Origin of the sequence: Kluyvera georgiana (assembly GCF_050990895.1) — a bacterium.
Lineage (GTDB): Bacteria > Pseudomonadota > Gammaproteobacteria > Enterobacterales > Enterobacteriaceae > Kluyvera > Kluyvera georgiana.
The window spans coordinates 2,815,653-2,833,584 of sequence record NZ_CP158865.1 but is presented as its reverse complement, the minus strand read 5'-3'; the positions used below and the strand labels follow the sequence as shown (position 1 = coordinate 2,833,584).

Sequence of the window (17,932 nt, the reverse complement as noted above, 5' to 3'; positions counted from 1 at the left end):
AGATGATCACCATGGAAATCAACACCGCCCGAGAACAACAGCTCTTTAACGGTAAGAATTTTCATGTCTTCATCTACAACAAAACGGAAAGCATCAGCGGGCTGCACCAGCATGACTACTACGAATTCACTATCGTACTGACCGGGCGCTACTATCAGGAGATAAACGGCAAACGGGTTATGCTGGAGCGGGGAGACTTTGTGTTCATCCCGATGGGTTCACATCACCAGAGCTTCTATGAGTTTGGTGCGACGCGAATCCTCAACGTCGGGATCAGCAAAGATTTCTTCGATACCCACTATCAGTCGCTGGTTCCCTTTGCGCTGGTTGCTTCGCAAGTCTATTCGATTAAAAGCACGTTTCTTAGCTATATCGAGTCCGTTATTTCGTCGCTTCACTTTCGCGAAACGGAATTTGACGAATTTATTGAACTGGTTTCCTTCTACGTGATTAACCGTTTACGTCATCACCGTGAAGAACAGGCGCAGGATGTGACGCCACAGTGGTTAAAATCCACTGTCGAAGCCATGCACGATAAATTAAAGTTTGGTGAAGGCGCGTTGGAGAATATGGTCGAGTTATCCGGGAAAACCCAGGAATATTTAACCCGAGCCACCCAACGCTATTATGGTAAAACGCCGATGCAGATTATTAATGATATCCGCATCAACTTTGCCAAGAAACAGCTGGAAATAACGAATTACTCGGTGACCGATATCGCGTATGAGTCAGGTTATAGTAGCCCAAGTTTGTTTATTAAAACTTTCAAGAAGCTGACCTCATTCACACCGAGCAATTATCGCAAACAGCTGACGATTATCAAATAACGCGCTGTGGAATAACGCCGCAGCTTTGAATTAAAGACTTTAACTATCCACGTATAATGTGGAGGGTAACCCACGTTTACTTGTGGATCACGAGGGAGAAAAAGATGAGCCAGAAATTAAAAGTCGTCACAATTGGTGGTGGTAGCAGCTATACGCCGGAATTACTGGAAGGTTTTCTCAAACGTTATCACGAACTGCCGGTCAGCGAACTGTGGCTGGTTGACGTTGAAGATGGCCAGGAAAAGCTGGATATCATCCACGCCCTTTGCCAGCGCATGGTGGAAAAAGCCGGCGTACCGATGAAGGTCTATAAGACGCTGAATCGCCGCGAAGCGCTCGAGGGTGCCGACTTTGTGACCACGCAGCTGCGCGTTGGTCAGCTCAAAGCCCGTGAGAAAGATGAACGTATCCCGCTGAGCCACGGTTACCTGGGACAGGAAACCAACGGCGCGGGCGGCCTGTTTAAAGGTCTGCGTACCATTCCGGTCATTTTTGACATCATTAAAGATGTCGAAGAAATTTGCCCGAACGCGTGGGTTATCAACTTTACCAACCCGGCGGGGATGGTGACCGAAGCGGTTTATCGCCACACCAATTTCAAACGTTTTATCGGCGTATGCAACATTCCAATCGGCATGAAGATGTTCTTCACCGACGTACTGCGCCTGAGCGAGAAAGACGATCTTTCCATCGACCTGTTCGGCCTGAACCACATGGTTTTCGTGCGCGATGTGCTGGTCAACGGCGAGTCTCGTTTTGCTGAACTGCTGGACGGCGTGGCTTCCGGTACGCTGTCGGCGAACACCGTGAAAAATATTTTTGATATGCCGTTTAGCGAAGGTTTGCTGCGTTCTCTGAACCTGCTGCCGTGCTCTTATCTGCTGTACTACTTCAAGCAGAAAGAGATGCTGGCTATCGAAATGGGCGAGTATTACAAAGGCGGCGCGCGCGCTCAGGTGGTGCAGAAGGTTGAGAAGCAGCTGTTTGAGCTGTACAAAAATCCGGACCTTAACGTCAAGCCGAAAGAGCTGGAACAGCGCGGCGGGGCCTATTACTCCGATGCGGCGTGTGAGGTGATCAACGCTATCTACAACGATAAGCAGACTGAACACTACGTGAACATTCCGCACCACGGTCATATCGACAACATCCCGGCGGATTGGGCGATTGAAGTCACCTCTATCCTGGGCCGCGACGGTGCGAAACCGCATCCGCGCGTCACGCATTTTGACGAGAAAGTGCTGGGTCTGATCCATACCATCAAAGGCTTTGAAATCGCGGCCAGTCAGGCAGCGATCAGCGGTGAATTTAACGATGTGCTGTTGGCACTGAACTTAAGCCCGCTGATCCACTCTGATAAAGATGCAGAGATTCTGGCGCGCGAACTGATTCTGGCCCATGAAAAATGGTTGCCGAACTTCGCTGCCACCGTGGAGAAACTGAAACAGTGACAGGAGGCATGATGGAACGTTTGTTAATCGTGAACGCCGATGATTTTGGCCTGAGTAAAGGGCAGAACTACGGCATCCTCGACGCCTGTAAGAACGGACTGGTCACGTCCACCACCGCGCTGGTTAACGGCGCGGCTATTGACCACGCGGCTCAGCTGAGCCGCCGTACGCCAGAGCTGGCGGTGGGCATGCACTTTGTGCTCACGCTGGGCGAACCGTTGACGCCGATGCCGGGCCTGGTCCGCGAAGGCAAACTCGGTAAGTGGATCTGGCAGGTGGCCGAGGAAGATGCGCTGCCGCTGGAAGAGATTGAACGCGAGCTGGCGTGTCAGTATCAGCGGTTTGTCGACCTGTTCGACGCTGAGCCGACACATTTTGACAGCCATCACCATGTGCACATGATCCCGCAGATCTTCCCGCTGGTGGCCGAGTTTGCAAAATCCAAAGGCATTGCGCTGCGGATTGATCGCACCGTCCCGTATCCGTTTGCCATCCCGGAAGGGCTGCGCAGCAGCGAAGGGTTTAGCAGCGAGTTCTACGGTGAAGCTATCTCTGAAGCCCTGTTCCTGCAGGCGCTTGACGCCTCGACCGCGCGCGGTGAAGCCTCGCTGGAAATGATGTGCCATCCGGCATTTGTCGACAACACCATTATGGGCAGCGCCTATTGCTACCCAAGACTGGCGGAGCTGGACGTCCTGACCTCTGCTTCGCTGAAATATGCCATTGCGGAGCGGGGCTATCGCCTCGGCACTTACCGCGACGTGTAATCTGTTGTGTTACCCCTCAACCCTTTGCCCGGCAGCGACCCTGCCGGGCTTTTTTGTGTATGACGATCGCTGGTGAATGCTGCTATTATAGGGGTTTACCGCTTTGTCTTACTGATTGTGAATTTAACTGCTTATGAAACCGCTTCGCCAACAAAATCGGCAGATTATCAGCTACGTACCGCGCACCGAACCCGCTCCCCCCGATCACGCCGTGAAGGTTGAAGGCTTTCGCGATGTGTGGCTGCTGCGTGGAAAGTACGTTGCGTTTGTGTTGATGGGCAGCGCGTTTCGTCGTTCGCAGGCGTTCAGTATTCCGGAATCGGCCCAACGTTGGGCGGTGCAGATGCGCCAGGAAGGGGAGCTCGACGCTTAATCGCGTTGGCTGGATATAAAAAAACCGCTGAGTCAGCGGTTTTTTTATCGGTATAACGGTCTGTTTTAGCGATGCGCCAGTTCGGCATCCTCTTCGCTGTTTAACACGTCTTTGTCGGTCTGGCGCAGCCACTGGCTGGTCAGGGTGCCGGCAGTCATGGAACCGCTGACGTTCAGCGCGGTACGGCCCATGTCGATCAGCGGTTCCACGGAAATCAGCAGCGCAACCAGCGTGACCGGCAGCCCCATCGCGGGCAGCACGATCAGCGCAGCGAAGGTTGCACCGCCGCCCACGCCCGCAACGCCTGCTGAGCTGACGGTAACCATACCCACCAGCGTAGCAATCCACAGCGGATCCAGCGGGTTAATGCCAACGGTCGGGGCAACCATCACTGCCAGCATGGCCGGGTAGAGACCCGCACAGCCGTTCTGACCAATGGTCGCACCAAAGGAGGCAGAGAAGCTGGCAATGGATTCCGGTACGCCCAGGCGACGGGTTTGCGCTTCGACGTTCAGCGGAATAGACGCGGCGCTGGAGCGGCTGGTGAAAGCGAAGGTCAGTACTGGCCACACTTTGCGGAAATACTTCAGCGGGCTCACGCCGTTGACGCCCAGCAGAATGCCGTGCACCACAAACATGATCAGCAGGCCAAGGTAGGATGCCACGACGAAGCTACCCAGCTTGATGATGTCTTGCAGGTTAGAACCGGCAACTACTTTAGTCATCAGCGCCAGTACGCCGTACGGCGTCAACTGCATCACCAGACGTACCAGCTTCATTACCCATCCTTGCAGGGTGTCGATAGCGGTCAGAACGCGCTGGCCTTTCGGTTCATCATCTTTCAGCAGTTTCAGCGCAGCCATCCCCAGGAACGCGGCGAAGATAACAACGCTGATGATAGAGGTTGGGTTAGCGCCCGTGAGGTCTGCAAACGGGTTTTTCGGTACGAACGACAGCAGCAGCTGCGGCACGCTCAGGTCAGCAACTTTGCCCACATAATTGCTTTGAATGGCGTTCAGACGTGCGGTTTCGGCGGTGCCCTGAACCAGACCTTCAGCGGTCAGGCCGAACAGGTTAGTCACCAGCACGCCAACCAGCGCGGCGATAAGCGTGGTAAACAGCAGGGTGCCGATGGTCAGCACGCTGATTTTACCCAGCTGAGAGGCATTATGCAGACGGGCTACCGCGCTCAGAATGGAGGCGAAGACCAGCGGCATGACGATCATTTGCAGCAGTTGCACATAGCCGTTACCGACCACGTTAAACCACTGGATAGAGTCCTTCAGCACCTGGCTATCGGAACCGTAGATCAGCTGCAGCGCCAGGCCAAAGACCACACCGATAACCAGGCCGACCAGCACTTTTTTGGCCAGGCTCCACTGCTTGTGACGCGTTTGCGCCAGCGCCAGCAGTAATACGGCGAACACAATTACGTTCGCGACTAGTGGAAAGTTCATCCCCGTTCTCCTGAAGTTTTTTTCACGCCGTTCGCGGCGATTTTGTGTTGCCGCGGCGGGTGTCTTTTTAGGACAAACCCGTAAAGATTTGTCTGGATGTGAGAAGGTTAACAGAACTGAAATGGTACGCTTATATCCAAATGGAATGGATTATGCCAAAAATGCGATCTTCGCCGAATTATTGCTCAGCCCGGCGATGAATGAAGCGATTAAAGTCGGTTTGTAGCGAATTTATCATCGACGATGACCAGCGTATGGCGCTGTTTTCCGGCAGCGACTGCGGCATGAACACGGCGTAGGCAAACAGCGCCATACACAAAACGCGTTCCAACTGGTTACCTTTACGCGGTGCGAGAATCGGCAGACGAAAACGCCAGCGGCAGGGCCACAGCAGCGGGACGCCAGCAGGCGTGAGCATGTCGGCGAGAATGTGGCTTAGATAGCCCAGCACCATCCCCTGTAGGGCATCGGCGGGGACGATCCAGCTGTCCGGCACTTTCAGATAGAAAAGGGTCAGAGCGGCAAAGACGGCGAGCAGGCTGTGGGTAAAACCGCGATGACCACACATCCGCGCAATGGGTTTAGAAAGCCAGCTTAGCCGTTGCCCCAGGAAAGAACGTGGGTGGTCAATGTCAGGAAGCAAACAGGTCAATATCGCCGACGGCACGATGTGCCACCAGTCTCCTTGCGCCAGGACCGGCGTCAGTTCGGCATTTTTAGCAAATACCGCGCAGGCGATTGAAAAAAGGAGATGACCTTCCGCCGTCATGATAAAACCCATTAATCTGTGAATTCATACAGTATAGGGTTTTTATACAGTAGGCGGAAGAGGTTACAGTGTAACTCTTTGTCAAAAAATTAACGTGCCAGCCAGCCGCCGTCTACGGCGACCGTATAGCCATTAATGTAGTCAGACGCCGAGGAAGCGAGGAACACGACCGGGCCTTTGAGGTCGTCTGGCGTCCCCCAGCGTCCGGCCGGAATACGGTCGAGAATTTCCTTGCTGCGTTCAGCGTCGTCACGCAGCTGCTGGGTGTTGTTGGTCGCCATATAGCCCGGCGCGATGGCGTTCACGTTGATACCGTGTTGTGCCCATTCGTTGGCCAGCAGGCGGGTGATGCCTAATACCCCGCTTTTTGAGGCGGTGTAGGATGGCACACGAATGCCGCCCTGGAAAGAGAGCATCGACGCAATATTGATAATTTTCCCGCCGTTACCCTGTTGCAGGAACTGTTTCGCCACCGCCTGTGAGAGGAAGAACACCGACTTCAGGTTCAGGTTCATCACATCGTCCCAGTTCTTTTCGCTGAAGGTCAGCGCATCTTCACGTCGAATGGTCCCGGCGTTGTTGACCAGAATGTCTATACGGCCCGCGGCAGCCACGGCGGCGGGAACAATATCAGCAATGGCGTCAGGCTGGCTCAGATCGGCCTGAATAGCAAACATCTGACGGCCCAGCGCCGCCACTTTTTCTGCGGTTTCTTGCGGAATGCTGCGGCTGACGCTGACGATATCACATCCGGCTTCCGCCAACCCCAGCGCCATACCCTGACCGAGACCTTTATCGCAGCCGGTGACGAGTGCGATTTTACCTTGCAGATTGAAAGCATGAAGAATCATTTCGACCCCTGTATACGGTTTTTATCATTATGAGATGACCTACAGGGTTAAAGCATAGAAGGGCATAGTAGAAAATTCAAATAAAAATAAAACAGCGTTTCATTTTTATGATTGGGTTGGCATTTGCGGGCACAATCCGTGCCCGCATCATGATTAGCCGCACAAATTTTCGCGGGTGAGGAATTCCAGAGACGGCAGCTTCACGTCGGCCAGAGCGAAGCGCGGGTCGAGTTGGCTTTCCGGAGCCGGGACAACAATGGAGCGCATGCGCGCGGCTTTGCTGGCAATCATGCCATTCACCGAGTCTTCCAGCGCCACGCAGCACAGCGGGTCGACCCCCAGCGCGGCCGCGCAGTTCAGATAGACCTGCGGATGCGGTTTGCTATAGGCCAACGTGTCGGCAGAGGCCAGCGCGTCGAACTGCTCACGCAGCTCGAACATGGCCAGCACTTTCTCCAGCATATAGAGCGGAGAGGCGGAAGCGAGGCCGACTTTTAACCCTTGCGCTTTGCACAGGGCCACGGCTTCACGCACGCCCGGCAGCAACGGGCGCGTTTGCTCAACCAGCGAAATGACGCGGGCAATCATCCGTTCCACCACGGCGGCGCGGTCCGGGCCGCTCCACGGCTGTTGACCAAACCACAGATCGACCACCAGATCGATACGTAAACCGCGGGTATCGGGAAGCTCGTGGCGACGGGTAAAATCGACGCCCAGCTCGCTCAGCACTTCGTGCTCGGCACGGTCCCACAGCGGCTCGGAATCGATCAGTAATCCATCCATATCGAATATTGCGGCGCGTATTTGACGCTCGGTGGACATAACTACCTCTCCTTTAGGGTAACGAATGCCGGTTAATGGTATATCATATCGGGCGTAAAGTCGGGCGAAAGTCACCTTCAGCGGGTAGACTTAATAAGCACTTAGCCCGAGAGACAGCGTCTTAACAAGGGGAACCCATGACGTATCAACAAGCTGGACGCATTGCCATCCTCAAGCGTATTGCCGGGTGGGTTATTTTTATTCCTGCCCTGATCTCTACGCTGATTTCCGTGCTGAAATTCATGTATGAACACAGCGCTAAGCAGCCGGGAATCGATGCCGTCATGATGGATTTTGTCCACGTGATGGTCGACATGATGCGTTTCAATACGCCATTCCTGAATCTCTTCTGGTACAACTCGCCGCAGCCGGACTTTCAGAACGGTCTGAATATTATGTTCTGGATTATTTTTGCGCTGATTTTCGTTGCGCTGGCGCTACAGGACTCCGGCGCGCGGATGGCGCGGCAGGCGAAGTTTTTGCGCGAAGGGGTGAACGATCAGCTGATTCTGGAGAAGGCGAAAGGGGCGGAAGGGATGAGTCGTGAAGCGCTGGAGGCCCGCGTCGAGGTGCCGCGTCATACCATTTTCGTGCAGTTTTTCCCGCTCTATATTCTGCCGATTATCGTGATTGTGATCGGCTACTTCGTTCTGAAGGTGCTTGGTTTCCTCTGAATGCAACAGGCCCGGCGAATGCCGGGCCTGTGATTATGCGGTTGGAATGGCGCGTGGTTTCCCCGAAGGGTCGACCGCAACATAGATAAACAGCGCCTCGGTCGCTTTATAACGCTGACCAATTGGCTCTGATGATACCTTTTTCACCCACACTTCAATATTAATCGTCACCGACGTATTGCCGCGTTTAACGCAGCGCGCATAGCAGCACACCACGTCGCCAACCGCCACCGGGCGCAGGAACGTCATCCCGTCTACCCGCACGGTCACCACGCGGCCATGGGCCACTTCTTTCGCCATAATGGCGCCACCAATATCCATTTGCGACATGAGCCAACCGCCAAAAATATCGCCGTTGGCATTGGTATCCGCAGGCATGGCTAAGGTGCGTAATACCAGCTCTCCCTGTGGAGCGTCATTCTGTAGTGTCATTATTATTCTCTGTGCTTACTTATGGTCATCTTGTGGCATATGACGATAGATATACACGCCGCTCAGCACCGTGAACACCAGCGTCAATGCCGTCAGGCCAAACACCTTAAAGTTTACCCAAATGTTTTGCGGTAACCAGAAGGCGATATAAATGTTTGCCAGCCCGCAGAGGATAAAGAACACCGCCCAGGCGAGGTTCAGCTTCGACCAAACCGCTTCCGGCAGGGTGATCTCTTTGCCCAGCATGCGTTGAATCAGCGGTTTTTTCATCACCCACTGGCTAATCAGCAGCGCACCGGCGAACAGCGCGTAGATCACGGTGACTTTCCACTTAATAAACTCATCGTTATGGAAGAAAATGGTCAGGCCGCCAAACACGGCCACCAGAATAAAGGTGATCAGCGCCATTTTTTCGACTTTACGATAGCGCACCCAGCTATAAATCAGCACCACTGCGGTGGCGACAATCAGCGCGCTGGTGGCCGCATAGATGTCATAGATTTTATAGAAGGCAAAAAAGACAACCAGCGGTAAGAAATCAAGAAACTGCTTCATACTTCGATTCCGTAGTTCAGCGCCGCCCTCTACGGGCGGCATCAGATTATTGACGAATAAGCATATACACGCGGAATAAATAGATCAGCAACAGTGCGGAAATCAGGTTGCTCAGCGTGTTAGCCACCACGGCACCAAGGTATGGCGTCAGGAAGGCAAAGCTCGATGCAAACAGCAGCAACAGCGTCTTAGCCAGCATCCAGCCAACCACCGCGGGGGCAATCAGACGAATATTGGCCCAGCCGAGACGGGTGCTGTGACGAATGGCCGAAAAGACGCCCAGCTTATCCTGCACCATGATGACCGGCGCGAAGGCCAGCACAATAGCTAACAGGATACCGGGAACCACAATCAGCATCACGCCCATCTGTATCAGGAAAGTGCTGATAAAAATCAGTACCAGCAGCTTTGGCAGCACCGGCGCGCTGGCGCCAATTGCCCGCAGTGCGCTCACCGGCTGACCGGCGGAGATCAGCTGAATCATCAGCAGAATACCGCCCGCCAGAATGGCATTTCCGATAAGCCCGGCGAAGGTGGATGCCGCGGAGGACTGCAGCAAAATTTGTTGCTGCTCCGGCGTCATGTTCTGCACCAAATCAAACAGCCCCGAGCTGCCCGCCAGATGGTCACCGGTGGTCAACGTCGCAAGCTGTTCATCGCTGGGGGAAAAGGCATGGCCAAGCACCACCGTGATAAATGAACAGAGCAAAGCAATCAGTAAAATGGTCACGAACTGATTACGGAAAAAATTACCCGTGTCACGGTATACAGACTGCGCCGTGATAGACATGCACTCTCCTTGAGTATTGCAGGTGTTAATTAGCCGGCAATTGTACCGCAAATCGCACCTGCGTAGCAGCCTCTGCGCCGGCTCCGCTAAGTATATCTTTGTAAATAGGATTCAGCGCCGGCAGGCCGTATCGTGCACGGGCGCGATTACAAGCCTCGTTAGGCTCGCCATTTTCGCCGGACATGGCGAATTCGCGGCAGGGAGAGGGGCGATTGGCATAAATGGTGCAGCTGACCGAACCGCCGATTTCCCCCGAGAGGGCCGCGCAGCGAGGCTGACGCTGGTTGGTGCCGGTCATACAGCGTAGCAAGGGGGTAACGGGTTCGGTGAGCTGCGCAGGAACAGGGCCACCGGCATCATCGGCTTCTGCCCAGTAAAAAGAGACTCGAAAATACGCACAACAGGCACCGCACGTCATGCACGGGTTGATTTCACTCATGATTACACCTGATAAAAACGCATCAACAAAATTGTCATGGTCTAAATTATCCAGCCGTTCTGATGCCGACAAGAGGCTGCAAAAAAAATTTTCCGGCAAAATCAATGAAATTGATGTGGGTAATAATTTCGCGTCTGACATAATTCACGAAAATTGATCTGGATTAATAAATGTTAAATCTAATGACTTTGTGTGATCTGTGATGGTTCAAAAGTAACTCATTGTGGGTATATTTGCCGCGCTTGAAAAACCATAATGAGGAAGTGGATATGAAAAAGTTAGCAGTGGTTGCATTGATGTTGAGTACCGTTTCCGGCGGTGCCTGGGCGCATGAAGCAGGGGAGTTTTTCATTCGTGCCGGTTCTGCAACGGTGAGGCCTACCGAGGGTTCCGATAATGTTCTCGGCAGTCTGGGGAGCTTTAACGTCAGCAACAATACGCAGCTTGGCTTAACCTTTACCTATATGGCGACGGATAACATCGGTATTGAACTGCTGGCCGCCACGCCGTTCCGCCACAAAGTCGGCACCGGCCCAACCGGTAATATCGCGACCGTTCACCAGTTACCGCCAACGCTGATGGCCCAGTGGTACTTTGGCGATGCGCAGAGTAAGTTTCGCCCGTACGTAGGCGCGGGGATCAACTACACCACCTTCTTTGATAATGATTTCAACAAAACGGGCAAAGAGGCGGGTCTTTCAGATCTGAGTCTGGATGACTCCTGGGGCGCAGCCGGGCAGGTGGGGCTGGATTATCTGATTAATCGCGACTGGCTGATTAACATGTCGGTCTGGTACATGGATATCGACACCAACGTGAAGTTTAAACACAATGGCGTCAATCAGAGCGTCAGTACCCGTCTGGATCCGTGGGTGTTTATGTTCTCCGCCGGCTACCGTTTCTGATCCTCTCTGGACAACTGGTCGTTATACGGCCAGTTTTCTCTTTTTGAGCGTGTGAAGCGTCCGCTCATTATTCCGGCAATAAACCACCGCGTTCGAGAGCATTTTGTGAAGAGATTGCAGAAAGAGCGAGAGTCCGCTCCCTTTGCTAATGCTTTGCCTAATAACCCTTCCGAATTAATCCATTATTGTCCTGGTTCCGGCAAAAAAGAGGAATACGTCTTCTTTCCACTGAACTTCACACAAAACGCCAAAAAATGAAACAAATAGCTATTATTGCTTCTCACAGATATTTAAAAATTAATAGGCTAATCATTTTTTGAAATTCAATTGCCACGGAAAGTATATTTATAATGGCTTGTTGTTTTATTTTTCTATTGTAAAAGCACGCATATAATAATAAATTGCACCGCTTGCAATCGTCCTTCTTATTTTAAGCGTGGAATTGAGCTGCGTAGTTTATTTCGTAATAGTTAACTCATATACATATATTCAACAATTGATGATGGTGTTTCGTATGAAAGTTTCAATCCTGGCCGCAATTATTGCTATGTCGAGTTTCTCGGGTATTGTTTTTGCTACTGTTGACCATACTCAGGGGCAAATCGTTGGGAAGGCCGCTGATGGTACTTATTCTGTCGATCACGGTAATTCAGTCTGGAGTGGCGTAGGCGCTGAAGAAGTGACTGCCCAGCAGGTTAAAAGCTACCAAATGAATGAAGCGCTCAAAGAAGCTGAAAAAAATCAACCAGCGGTAGTAAAAAACAAACCTGTATCAACACCTTTCGTGAGTTATAAAGGTGGTAATCGTCAATCGGACAATCATAGTCACAATGAGCACGGTAGCGGTAATGGTGGAAATAATGCCGCCAACTCCCACTCCGCACACGGGCTTGGCGGTAGCGACCATGTTGGTGGCGGCCGTAGCGGTGGTGGCTTCCATTACTAATAGGCGGCCTTAGCGCCTAAGAATACGCTTGATTTTAAACACAATGTGCGGGAGATAAAATATCTCAAATAGTCTCAGCATTCTTAAAATAAGATTCAGTGCTAGCGACGAGTGCGAAAAAGACGGCTTCACGAATTCTGAATGTTTGGGTGATAGTTAATGCCGGAATATCAGTAATTACATCAGTTTCGGCTTCGTAAAACGTAATCCTGATAAAGGCTGAATGTAAGCAGGAAGGTGTCAGCCAACATGTGAGCATGCTGCTGAATTCGAGGCATTACTGACTCTTTCTGGCGATCGTTTTGAAATAACTGGCCAGCATATGGCCAGTTATTTCACGTTAATACTTTTATAACACGACAACGGGCCGCTATTTTTTGAATAGCTCAGGTGCCCACGGTGTTGGATCAACGTCCATAAACGGCGCGCGTTCGAATCGGGACTTCAGCGCCCATGGAACGGTGCAGTCAAATATAGTCTTACAGGTGATGCCGTTGGCGCGGATGGAGTGACTGTAATCCGGTGCCTGCGACGGATCCAACTGATGACCGCGTAGTCCCGGCAGATTGGTGATGCTGACATCCCCCTGCATGCGAGTGGTCATGGCCCAGAGAATATCATCGCTGTCGAAAATATCGACATCCTCATCAACGAGAATAATGTTCTTAAGTTCGGAATAGGTGGCTAAAGCAATGAGTGCCGCCTGACCCTGGCGCCCTTCATCTGACGGTTGACGTTTTTTCACCTGCAAAATACCGAGGAACTTACCGCCGCCCGCGGTATGCGCGTACACGTTTTGTAAAAAGCCGGGAATCGCCTCTTCAACGGCGTTGCGAATGCTGGCTTCCGTTGGCAGCCCGGCAAGCGTGGTGTGTTCTTCACCCGGCCCCACTAGCGTTTGTAGAATCGCCTGGTGGCGCATGGTTACCACTTTCACCTTAATGACGGGTAACGAGGGATTCGCTTCGCCACAGTAGCCGGGGAACTCCGGCATCGCGTGCCCGCTATCGGTATGCTGATCTTCTCTAACCCGGACGCCGGGCAGCAGTTCGCCTTCGATAATGATTTCCGCACGTGCAATGGCTTTTTCGTGGACCGCCACACCTTGTACCAGCTCCACCGGTTGCTGGCGTAATGCGCCAGCGACGCCCAGCTCGTTGTAACCAAACGGCGTGGTGGGGGCTTCAAAACAAGCGCCAATATAGATAGCCGGATCCAGACCCATATTGATGGTCACCGGCAGCGGTTTACCCGCATCTTCTGCTTTTTGACGAAACACTTCGATATGGCGACCGGCGGCGAGAAACATCGATAGCTCGTCGCGCTCCTGCACGCAGAGACGATGGATGGTCACATCGGTCAGCGAAGCATCTTCGGGATCGCTTGCCAGCACCAGCCCAAGGCAGAAAAACGGGCCTGCATCAATGGGGGTATTGGTCGGGGCCGGGAGAAGTTTACGTAGATCGAAGTCAGGATCGTCTGCGTAAAACACCTGTTCCTGGCAGGGTGCCTGCGAGGCCGGAACGACAATGGGCGCAATCGGCGCTTTGACCGCCTGGCCGACATGCTGTGCCAGCTTCGCGGGTTCACAGCCTAACAGGAGCGCGGCTCTTTCCCGGCTGGCGTGCATACCAACAAGAATTCGGGAGTTCGGGTAGCCCTTAATGTTATTGAACATCATGGCAGGGCCGATGCGGGTCGGGCGTTTCACCGTCCCACCGGCACCGATATGACGGTAAACGCCTGCCAGTTCTGCATTGGGGTCAACGGGGTGATCGGTTTCAATATACTGGCCCTCTTGGCGCTGGAGTAATGCGATTGCGCTTCTGAGATCGTTAATCTGGTTTTTCATGTTTTGCTCCTGCTAATCATTAACCCCATTTTTATTCGAATGAGAGTGAGCATCAATTGCATCATTTATGCTATTTTGATATGTATTTTATTATCAATTTTGGTGTGAGTGATGCAATTTCGACTGATGCGCAATTTCATTGTGGTGGCTGAAGAACTCCACATGCATCGAGCCGCAGAGCGGCTAAATATGGCGCAACCGGCACTGAGTCAGCAGATTAAAACCCTGGAGGAACGCTTAGAGGTCACGCTGTTTAGCCGCGCGCACCGCCGTTTGACGTTGACGCCAGCCGGTACGGCATTTCTCAAGAAAGCCAGAATTGCCATCGCCATGGCCGAGCAGGCCGCTGTTGATGCCAGGCAGACGGCGAGAGGCGAGCAGGGGGTGTTGAATCTGGGCTGCGTGTCGAGCGTGATGCTCGATAGCAAATTGCCAACCTATCTGCGTCAACTGCATGCACAATGGCCCGCCATATCAATTTCAATGATGACGGGCAATGTGCAAAGCCTGTACACCGCCGTGCAGAGCAATCAGTTAGATGTCGCCATCATCCGCGCACCGATTCCGATTCTGCCGGAAGATCTGCAAAGCCGCGCTTTTACCTCAGAAAAAACGGTGTTGGCGCTCAGCAAGCAGCATCCTCTGGCGGGCTCGTCGGCGCTGACGCTCGCATCGGTTAAGGACGATAAGTGGATTTCTTTGCGCGATCCCGAGGGCGTTGGCCTGGAGCAATATCTCTATGATGCCTGCCATAGCGCGGGTTTCCAGCCACATGTGATCCAGAATGCGACCGACGTACTCACCGTCATTAGCCTGGTGTCCGCAGGTTTCGGGATCGCGTTGCTCCCTGTTTCAGCAAAAGCGGTCAGGCTAGAGAATGTGGTCTATGTCGATATTCTCGACAGGCTAGAGGAGAGCGAATTAACGCTGGTGTGTCATCGGATCATTCGCTCAGAGGTGTTGAATAAATTTCTGCGCACGCTTGAACCTTCCAGGAAAGGGCGGCGTGATGCCCCCCCGGGAAACTAGGTGGGTCCGCGCTCGGAGGCAATCTTCACCGCTAGCCCGGTCAGAACGCCAGCCATCAGCCAGCGCTGAATGACGGCAAACGACGGTCGGCGCAGCAGAAATAACGCGATGGTTCCTGCCGAGATTGCCACCACTGCGTTTATCGAAACGCTGATCGCAATCTGCGTCATGCCAAGCAACAACGATTGCCCCAGTACGCTGCCGTGCGCCGGGTTGATAAACTGGGGCAGCAGCGACAGGTAGACGATGGCAATTTTCGGATTGAGTAGGTTGGTCAGAAACCCCATCAGGAATAGCTTACGAGGGCTGTGTCGGGGTAATTCTTTCAGTTGAAACGGTGAGCGCCCGCCGGGGCGCACGGACTGCCACGCCATCCACAGGAGATAAAGCACGCCAGCAATGCGCAGCGCGTCGTAGGCATAGGGTACCGCCATCATCAGCGCGGTCAGGCCAAAGGCGGCGCAAATCATATAGAAAATAAAACCAAGCGCTACGCCGCCAAGAGAGACCAGCCCCGCCGCGCGTCCCTGAGAGATGGAGCGGGAAATCAGATAGATCATATTCGGCCCTGGCGTGAGTGCCATGCCAAGAGAGACGAGCGCGAAGGCGAGAATGTTATGGGACTCTGACATGAAGGACTCCTGCGAGGCGATGTTTTTTTATCCTATGCCATTCTGTTTTGTTCCGCGAGGCAATTGTTAGTAGGGGATTAATTCCGCGAGCGCACGCGTTTACACCCACGGCGACGGTGATATCGGACTAAAAAAAAGCCCGCATTGGATGCGGGCAAAAAATACTGGAAGCAATGTGAGCAATGTCGTACCGAATATCTGAGCGTTTGACTCAACTATTCGGTAATGAGAAAGATAATGCTTCTCATTTAATATATCAACCCTATTTTTTGTGGGAAAACGCAATGGCTTCTGTGGGTGTGGAAATAGGGTGGGGAATAAAGGGCCGCCCCGCGGAAGCGGGGCGGCCTGAAGGGCTACGCGACTTTCGTCGCCGCTTTCATGCTTTGGACAAAGCTTTTCAGTTCATTGAGCATCGCCTGCGGATTCTCGACGTTGCGTTCGATGATCTTCACAATTGCCGAACCGGAAATGGCCCCGGCGGCTCCGGCATCAATTGATGCCGCAACCTGATCCGGCGCAGAAATCCCAAAGCCCTGCAGCGGCGGCGCAGCGTTGTACTCTGCCAGCTTCGCGACCAGGTGATGCAGCGGCAGGGCGGCGCGGGTTTCGGTACCCGTCACGCCAGCGCGGGAGAGCAGATAAGTGTAACCACGGCCATGTTCGGCAATCTGGCGCAGTAAATCATCATCGGCATTTGGCGGGCAGATGAAAATTGGCGCGACGTTGTGACGCAGGGCCGCCTGACGGAACGGTGCAGACTCTTCCACCGGCACATCGGCAACCAGTACTGAATCCACGCCGACGCGAGCGCATTCCGCGTAGAACTCATCGATACCGCGGTTGAATACCAGGTTGGCGTACATCAGCAGGCCGATAGGGATGGCCGGATATTTCTGGCGAATCGCCGCCAGCATTTCGAAACACTGGGTTGGCGTTACACCCGAAGCAAACGCGCGCAGGGTCGCGTTCTGGATGGTCGGGCCGTCGGCCAACGGGTCGGAGAACGGAATGCCCAGTTCGAGGGCGTCTGCACCGCCTTCGATCAGCGCATCAATGATTTTCAGCGACTGTTCCGGGTTTGGATCGCCTAAGGTCACGAAGGGAACAAAGGCGCCTTCCTTACGGGCCTTCAGTTGAGCAAACAGGTTGTCATAGCGTTCCATCAGATTTCCCCTCGCGCTTTCAGAATATCGTGTACGGTAAAGATGTCTTTGTCGCCGCGGCCGGAGAGGTTCACTACCAGCAGCTGCTCTTTTTCCGGGTTTTCGCGCATCATTTTCAGCGCGTGAGCCAGGGCGTGGGACGACTCCAGCGCCGGGATAATCCCTTCGTGGCGGCTCAGTTCTTTGAAGGCGTCGAGCGCTTCGTTATCGGTAATGGACACGTACTCTGCGCGACCGATACTGTTCAGGAAGGCGTGCTGCGGCCCTACTGACGGGAAATCCAGACCGGCGGAAATCGAGTAAGACTCTTCAATCTGGCCTTCATCGGTCTGCATCATCGGTGACTTCATGCCGAAGTAGATGCCCACGCGGCCATGCTTCAACGGCGCGCCGTGCTCGCCGGTTTCGATACCGTGACCGGCAGGCTCAACGCCAATCAGGCCGACGCTGGTCTCGTCAATAAAGTCGGCGAACATACCGATGGCGTTGGAGCCGCCGCCGACGCAGGCAATCACCGCATCCGGCAGGCGACCTTCTTTCTCACGCACCTGCACTTTGGTCTCTTCACCGATCATGCGCTGGAACTCACGCACGATGGTTGGGAATGGGTGCGGGCCCGCCGCGGTACCGAGCATGTAGTGCGCGGTTTCATAGCTGCCGGACCAGTCGCGCAGCGCTTCGTTACAGGCATCTTTCAGGGTCGCGGAGCCACTGTGCACCGCGATAACCTCAGCGCCCATCAGGCGCATACGGAACACGTTCGGCGACTGACGTTCAATATCTTTCGCACCCATATAGATGCGGCACTTCAGGCCGAGCAGGGCACAGGCAAGCGCAGACGCCACGCCGTGCTGACCAGCGCCGGTTTCGGCGATGATTTCGGTTTTGCCCATTCGTTTTGCCAGCAGCGCCTGACCCAGCACCTGGTTGGTTTTGTGCGCGCCGCCGTGCAGCAGGTCTTCACGCTTGAGGTACAGCGTGGTTTTGGTGCCCGCCGTCAGGTTGCGGCACTTAGTGAGCGCCGTTGGGCGGCCAGCATAGTTTTTCAGCAGGTCGGTAAATTCGGCCTGGAAGTCAGGATCTTTCTGTGCGCTAACAAACGCTTCTTCCAGCTGGCGCAGGGCCGGCATCAGAATCTGCGGGACATACATGCCGCCAAATTCGCCGAAATAGGGGTTCAGTAAAGTACTCATTA

At 53.6% G+C, this 17,932-nt stretch carries 20 protein-coding genes; 8 read left to right on the top strand and 12 right to left on the bottom strand.

Annotation, left to right across the window (positions count from 1 at the left end; genetic code table 11):
- Window positions 1-2: 2 nt before the first annotated feature.
- The 4 genes from chbR to cedA all read left to right on the top strand — a co-directional run bounded on the left by chbR (window position 3) and on the right by cedA (window position 3,418).
- A complete protein-coding gene (gene chbR, locus ABTW00_RS13465) occupies window positions 3-827 on the top strand; it encodes a transcriptional regulator ChbR (protein ID WP_100249979.1) in 825 nt (274 codons plus the stop codon).
- Between the two features lie 104 nt (window positions 828-931).
- On the top strand, window positions 932-2,278 hold the full coding sequence (locus ABTW00_RS13460; protein WP_433636014.1) for a 6-phospho-beta-glucosidase: 1,347 nt from the start codon (window positions 932-934) through the stop codon (window positions 2,276-2,278).
- 11 nt (window positions 2,279-2,289) lie between these two features.
- Window positions 2,290-3,045, top strand: a complete 756-nt coding sequence (gene chbG, locus ABTW00_RS13455) for a chitin disaccharide deacetylase (protein ID WP_433636013.1) — start codon at window positions 2,290-2,292, stop codon at window positions 3,043-3,045.
- Between the two features lie 133 nt (window positions 3,046-3,178).
- A complete protein-coding gene (cedA, locus tag ABTW00_RS13450; protein WP_065357608.1) occupies window positions 3,179-3,418 on the top strand; it encodes a cell division activator CedA in 240 nt (79 codons plus the stop codon).
- A gap of 65 nt (window positions 3,419-3,483) precedes the next feature.
- Here cedA and ABTW00_RS13445 read toward each other — a convergent pair whose 3' ends face one another.
- The 4 genes from ABTW00_RS13445 to hxpB form a co-directional block, all read right to left on the bottom strand.
- Complete coding sequence (locus ABTW00_RS13445) at window positions 3,484-4,875, bottom strand: L-cystine transporter (RefSeq protein WP_433636012.1); 1,392 nt, start codon at window positions 4,873-4,875, stop codon at window positions 3,484-3,486.
- 178 nt (window positions 4,876-5,053) lie between these two features.
- Window positions 5,054-5,644, bottom strand: a complete 591-nt coding sequence (locus tag ABTW00_RS13440; protein ID WP_065357639.1) for a metal-dependent hydrolase — start codon at window positions 5,642-5,644, stop codon at window positions 5,054-5,056.
- Between the two features lie 89 nt (window positions 5,645-5,733).
- Window positions 5,734-6,495 (bottom strand): 2-dehydro-3-deoxy-D-gluconate 5-dehydrogenase KduD, encoded by a 762-nt coding sequence (kduD, locus tag ABTW00_RS13435; protein ID WP_433636010.1) that lies wholly within the window; start codon window positions 6,493-6,495, stop codon window positions 5,734-5,736.
- Window positions 6,496-6,648: 153 nt separating this feature from the next.
- A complete protein-coding gene (gene hxpB / locus ABTW00_RS13430; RefSeq protein WP_271446816.1) occupies window positions 6,649-7,317 on the bottom strand; it encodes a hexitol phosphatase HxpB in 669 nt (222 codons plus the stop codon).
- Window positions 7,318-7,454: 137 nt separating this feature from the next.
- On the opposite strand from hxpB, the gene ABTW00_RS13425 reads away from it, so the two are divergent.
- Window positions 7,455-7,991 (top strand): YniB family protein, encoded by a 537-nt coding sequence (locus ABTW00_RS13425; protein ID WP_433636009.1) that lies wholly within the window; start codon window positions 7,455-7,457, stop codon window positions 7,989-7,991.
- Between the two features lie 33 nt (window positions 7,992-8,024).
- Here the strand turns inward: ABTW00_RS13425 and yciA are convergent, their stop codons facing one another.
- From yciA to ABTW00_RS13405, 4 genes are read right to left on the bottom strand one after another with little or no spacing between them, the layout of a single operon-like run.
- Window positions 8,025-8,423, bottom strand: coding sequence for an acyl-CoA thioester hydrolase YciA (yciA, locus tag ABTW00_RS13420; protein ID WP_064546155.1), 399 nt, complete (start codon window positions 8,421-8,423; stop codon window positions 8,025-8,027).
- Between the two features lie 15 nt (window positions 8,424-8,438).
- A complete protein-coding gene (locus ABTW00_RS13415) occupies window positions 8,439-8,978 on the bottom strand; it encodes a septation protein A (RefSeq protein ID WP_065357604.1) in 540 nt (179 codons plus the stop codon).
- Between the two features lie 46 nt (window positions 8,979-9,024).
- Complete coding sequence (locus tag ABTW00_RS13410) at window positions 9,025-9,768, bottom strand: YciC family protein (protein WP_433636008.1); 744 nt, start codon at window positions 9,766-9,768, stop codon at window positions 9,025-9,027.
- A gap of 25 nt (window positions 9,769-9,793) precedes the next feature.
- Window positions 9,794-10,207 (bottom strand): YkgJ family cysteine cluster protein, encoded by a 414-nt coding sequence (locus ABTW00_RS13405; RefSeq protein ID WP_065357602.1) that lies wholly within the window; start codon window positions 10,205-10,207, stop codon window positions 9,794-9,796.
- Between the two features lie 269 nt (window positions 10,208-10,476).
- Between ABTW00_RS13405 and ompW the strand changes: the two genes are divergently transcribed.
- Both ompW and ABTW00_RS13395 read left to right on the top strand, forming a co-directional pair.
- Window positions 10,477-11,112 carry an outer membrane protein OmpW gene (gene ompW, locus ABTW00_RS13400; protein WP_065357601.1) on the top strand — a complete coding sequence of 212 codons (636 nt, stop codon included), beginning with the start codon at window positions 10,477-10,479 and terminating at the stop codon, window positions 11,110-11,112.
- A gap of 514 nt (window positions 11,113-11,626) precedes the next feature.
- The gene (locus ABTW00_RS13395) at window positions 11,627-12,058 is read left to right on the top strand and encodes a hypothetical protein (RefSeq protein WP_064546054.1); all 432 of its coding nucleotides are present in this window, start codon (window positions 11,627-11,629) and stop codon (window positions 12,056-12,058) included.
- A 370-nt stretch (window positions 12,059-12,428) separates the two neighbouring features.
- On the opposite strand, the gene ABTW00_RS13390 is transcribed toward ABTW00_RS13395, so the two are convergent.
- Window positions 12,429-13,910 carry a UbiD family decarboxylase gene (locus ABTW00_RS13390; RefSeq protein WP_433636005.1) on the bottom strand — a complete coding sequence of 494 codons (1,482 nt, stop codon included), beginning with the start codon at window positions 13,908-13,910 and terminating at the stop codon, window positions 12,429-12,431.
- A gap of 111 nt (window positions 13,911-14,021) precedes the next feature.
- On the opposite strand from ABTW00_RS13390, the gene ABTW00_RS13385 reads away from it, so the two are divergent.
- Complete coding sequence (locus ABTW00_RS13385) at window positions 14,022-14,939, top strand: LysR substrate-binding domain-containing protein (RefSeq protein WP_433636003.1); 918 nt, start codon at window positions 14,022-14,024, stop codon at window positions 14,937-14,939.
- Here ABTW00_RS13385 and ABTW00_RS13380 read toward each other — a convergent pair.
- The 3 genes from ABTW00_RS13380 to trpB form a co-directional block, all read right to left on the bottom strand.
- The gene (locus ABTW00_RS13380; protein ID WP_271446814.1) at window positions 14,936-15,571 is read right to left on the bottom strand and encodes a LysE family translocator; all 636 of its coding nucleotides are present in this window, start codon (window positions 15,569-15,571) and stop codon (window positions 14,936-14,938) included. The genes ABTW00_RS13385 and ABTW00_RS13380 overlap by 4 nt on opposite strands.
- Before the next feature lie 356 nt (window positions 15,572-15,927).
- Window positions 15,928-16,737: a tryptophan synthase subunit alpha gene (gene trpA, locus ABTW00_RS13375; RefSeq protein WP_065357598.1), complete on the bottom strand. Its 810-nt coding sequence runs from the start codon at window positions 16,735-16,737 to the stop codon at window positions 15,928-15,930.
- Entirely contained in the window at window positions 16,737-17,930 is a 1,194-nt protein-coding gene (gene trpB, locus ABTW00_RS13370; RefSeq protein ID WP_163448901.1) for a tryptophan synthase subunit beta, read from the bottom strand. The genes trpA and trpB overlap by 1 nt, the downstream gene beginning before the upstream one ends.
- Between the last annotated feature and the right edge of the window lie 2 nt (window positions 17,931-17,932).